The 402-nt window shown below is 40.3% G+C and carries 1 pseudogene; it reads left to right on the forward strand.

Annotated elements, in window-relative coordinates:
• Positions 1 to 205: 205 nt before the first annotated feature.
• Positions 206 to 402: pseudogene (locus LI112_RS17930) on the forward strand (replication initiation factor domain-containing protein); the annotation flags it as partial.

Genomic DNA, 402 nt, shown 5'->3' on the forward strand with positions numbered 1-402 from the left:
AGGGCGTATATGTAACACCGCCCTGCGCATACATGTCATAGTACCTAGAAACTGTGATAAATAAAGGAAAAAACACGATTTTTACCCCGCAAAAAAACGGGAAGTACGAAAGGAGTAATGCACTATAACTACACACAAAAATTTATCCGTTAAGATTGATTACATCAGTATTGTATTCGATACTGCAACCGCCGAAGATGTCATCATGCACATTTTAGGTTTACCGACTGATATTTTCAATGTCTATCCGGCAAGCATTAAATTCAAGACTTATCAAGCACGCTGGCAGATTGGAGATATTTATGTATCGGGGGACGCAAGAAAGACAGAGGACAACCCACAGGGGCTAGGCTGTTATCTTGTTATGACTGGCAGAGGTTGTGATGATATTTTCCGTATTCT

Source organism: Blautia sp. 210820-DFI.6.14, from assembly GCF_020558815.1.
In the GTDB taxonomy this organism is placed as follows: Bacteria; Bacillota; Clostridia; order Lachnospirales; family Lachnospiraceae; genus Blautia_A; species Blautia_A obeum.